Here is a 1,940-nt window from a genome sequence, read left to right on the forward strand (position 1 = left end):
TGTCCGGTATTGTTCTTTCGGCATCGGTTCGCCAGAACCTGCTGTCACTTCAGTCCACCGCTGAACTGCTCTCGACCACCCAGAACCGTCTTTCGACCGGAAAGAAGGTCAACTCCGCCCTCGACAACCCGACCAACTATTTCACTGCCGCAGCCCTCGACAGCCGCGCCAGCGACATCAACAACCTGCTGGACGGCATCAGCAACGGCGTGCAGGTGCTGCAGGCGGCCAACACCGGCATCACCTCGCTGCAGAAGCTGGTCGATAGCGCCAAATCGGTTGCCAACCAGGCGCTGCAGACCCCGAGCGGCTATTCGGCGAAGTCGAGCGTGACCTCCGCCGTCATCACCGGCGCCACCGCCGACAACCTGCTCGGCCCGGCCGGTGCGCCGACCGATGCGGCGGCTGCGGCCGGTACCGTCATCAACAACAAGGTCACGCCGACTGCAGCGCCGATGACCGGCGCGACCTTGCTGTCGGGCGCTGCGAACACGGACTCGGTTGCGGGCGACTTCACCGCCGCCGATACGATCGTCGTCAACGGCAAGACCATCTCCTTCAACAGCGGCGCTGGCACCAGCGGCACTGCGGCGGGTGGCAACCTCTCGATCGACGTCACCACCGGCACGGTCCAGGACGTCATCGATGCGGTGAACGCCATCACCGGCGGCACCTCGACGATTGCTGGCGGCGCCATCACGCTGCACACCGGCACGGCCGAGGACCTCGTGGTCAGCGGCACGGGCCTGGCCAAGCTCGGCCTGTCGGCCGGCACCACTGCCCGCACCGCGGGTGCACCTCCGGCGCTCCAGGGCCAGACGCTGACGATCGGTGCGACCGGCGGCGGCACGGCGACCAACATCACCTTCGGCACCGGTGCTGGCGAGGTGAAGACGCTGAACCAGCTCAACGAGAAGCTGGCGGCGAACAACCTGCAGGCGACGCTGTCGAGCGATGGCAAGCTGACGATCTCCACCACCAACGATGCGGCGTCGTCGACGATCGGTGCGATCGGCGGCACGGCGGCTGGTGCGGGTCAGGCGTTCGCCGGTCTGGTCGCCGGCGATCCGGTGAAGGACATGAACGCGCAGCTGACGCGTTCGAACCTGGTTGCGCAGTACAACAACATCATCAACCAGATCACCACCACCGCGCAGGATGCCTCGTTCAACGGCGTCAACCTGCTCAATGGCGACCAGCTGAAGCTGGTGTTCAACGAGACCGGTAAGTCGACCCTGAACATCCAGGGTGTCACCTTCGACCCGGCCGGCCTCGGCCTGGGCGAGCTGACCTCGGGCACCGACTTCATCGACAACGCCGCCACCAACAAGGTGATGAGCGCGCTGAACAACGCCTCGAGCACGCTGCGGTCGCAGGCTTCGACGCTCGGTTCGAACCTGTCGATCGTGCAGATCCGTCAGGACTTCTCGAAGAGCCTGATCAACGTGCTGCAGACCGGCTCGTCGAACCTGACGCTGGCCGACACCAACGAGGAAGCGGCCAACAGCCAGGCGCTGTCGACCCGCCAGTCGATCGCCGTGTCCGCCCTGGCGCTGGCCAACCAGAGCCAGCAGAGCGTGCTGCAGCTGCTGCGCTAAGCCCGGCGTTCAAGCAAATCCTGAAGCGGCGGGGGCAGCCCCGCCGCTTTCATTTTGCCAGGTTGTACAATCCCTTTGCGCTATTTCTTAACCTCGTTTTTTAGACCGCTCTTAACCATCTTTTTAAGGGCATGCCTGCATGGTGAGGAACCTCCGATTTCTCTCGGAGAACACGAGCTCACGTCACTACGCTCACACCAGAAAGGTATGATTCGTGTCCGGTATTGTTCTTTCGGCATCGGTTCGCCAGAACCTGCTGTCACTTCAGTCCACCGCTGAACTGCTCTCGACCACCCAGAACCGTCTTTCGACCGGAAAGAAGGTCAACTCCGCCCTCGACAA

At 63.7% G+C, this 1,940-nt stretch carries 1 protein-coding gene; it reads left to right on the plus strand.

Annotation, left to right across the window (positions count from 1 at the left end; translation table 11 throughout):
* The coding region (locus tag X566_RS17275; protein WP_244434827.1) for a flagellin at positions 1-1,598 on the plus strand (1,598 nt) is incomplete at its 5' end.
* Positions 1,599-1,940: the final 342 nt, after the last annotated feature.

Source organism: Afipia sp. P52-10 (genome assembly GCF_000516555.1).
Lineage (GTDB): Bacteria > Pseudomonadota > Alphaproteobacteria > Rhizobiales > Xanthobacteraceae > P52-10.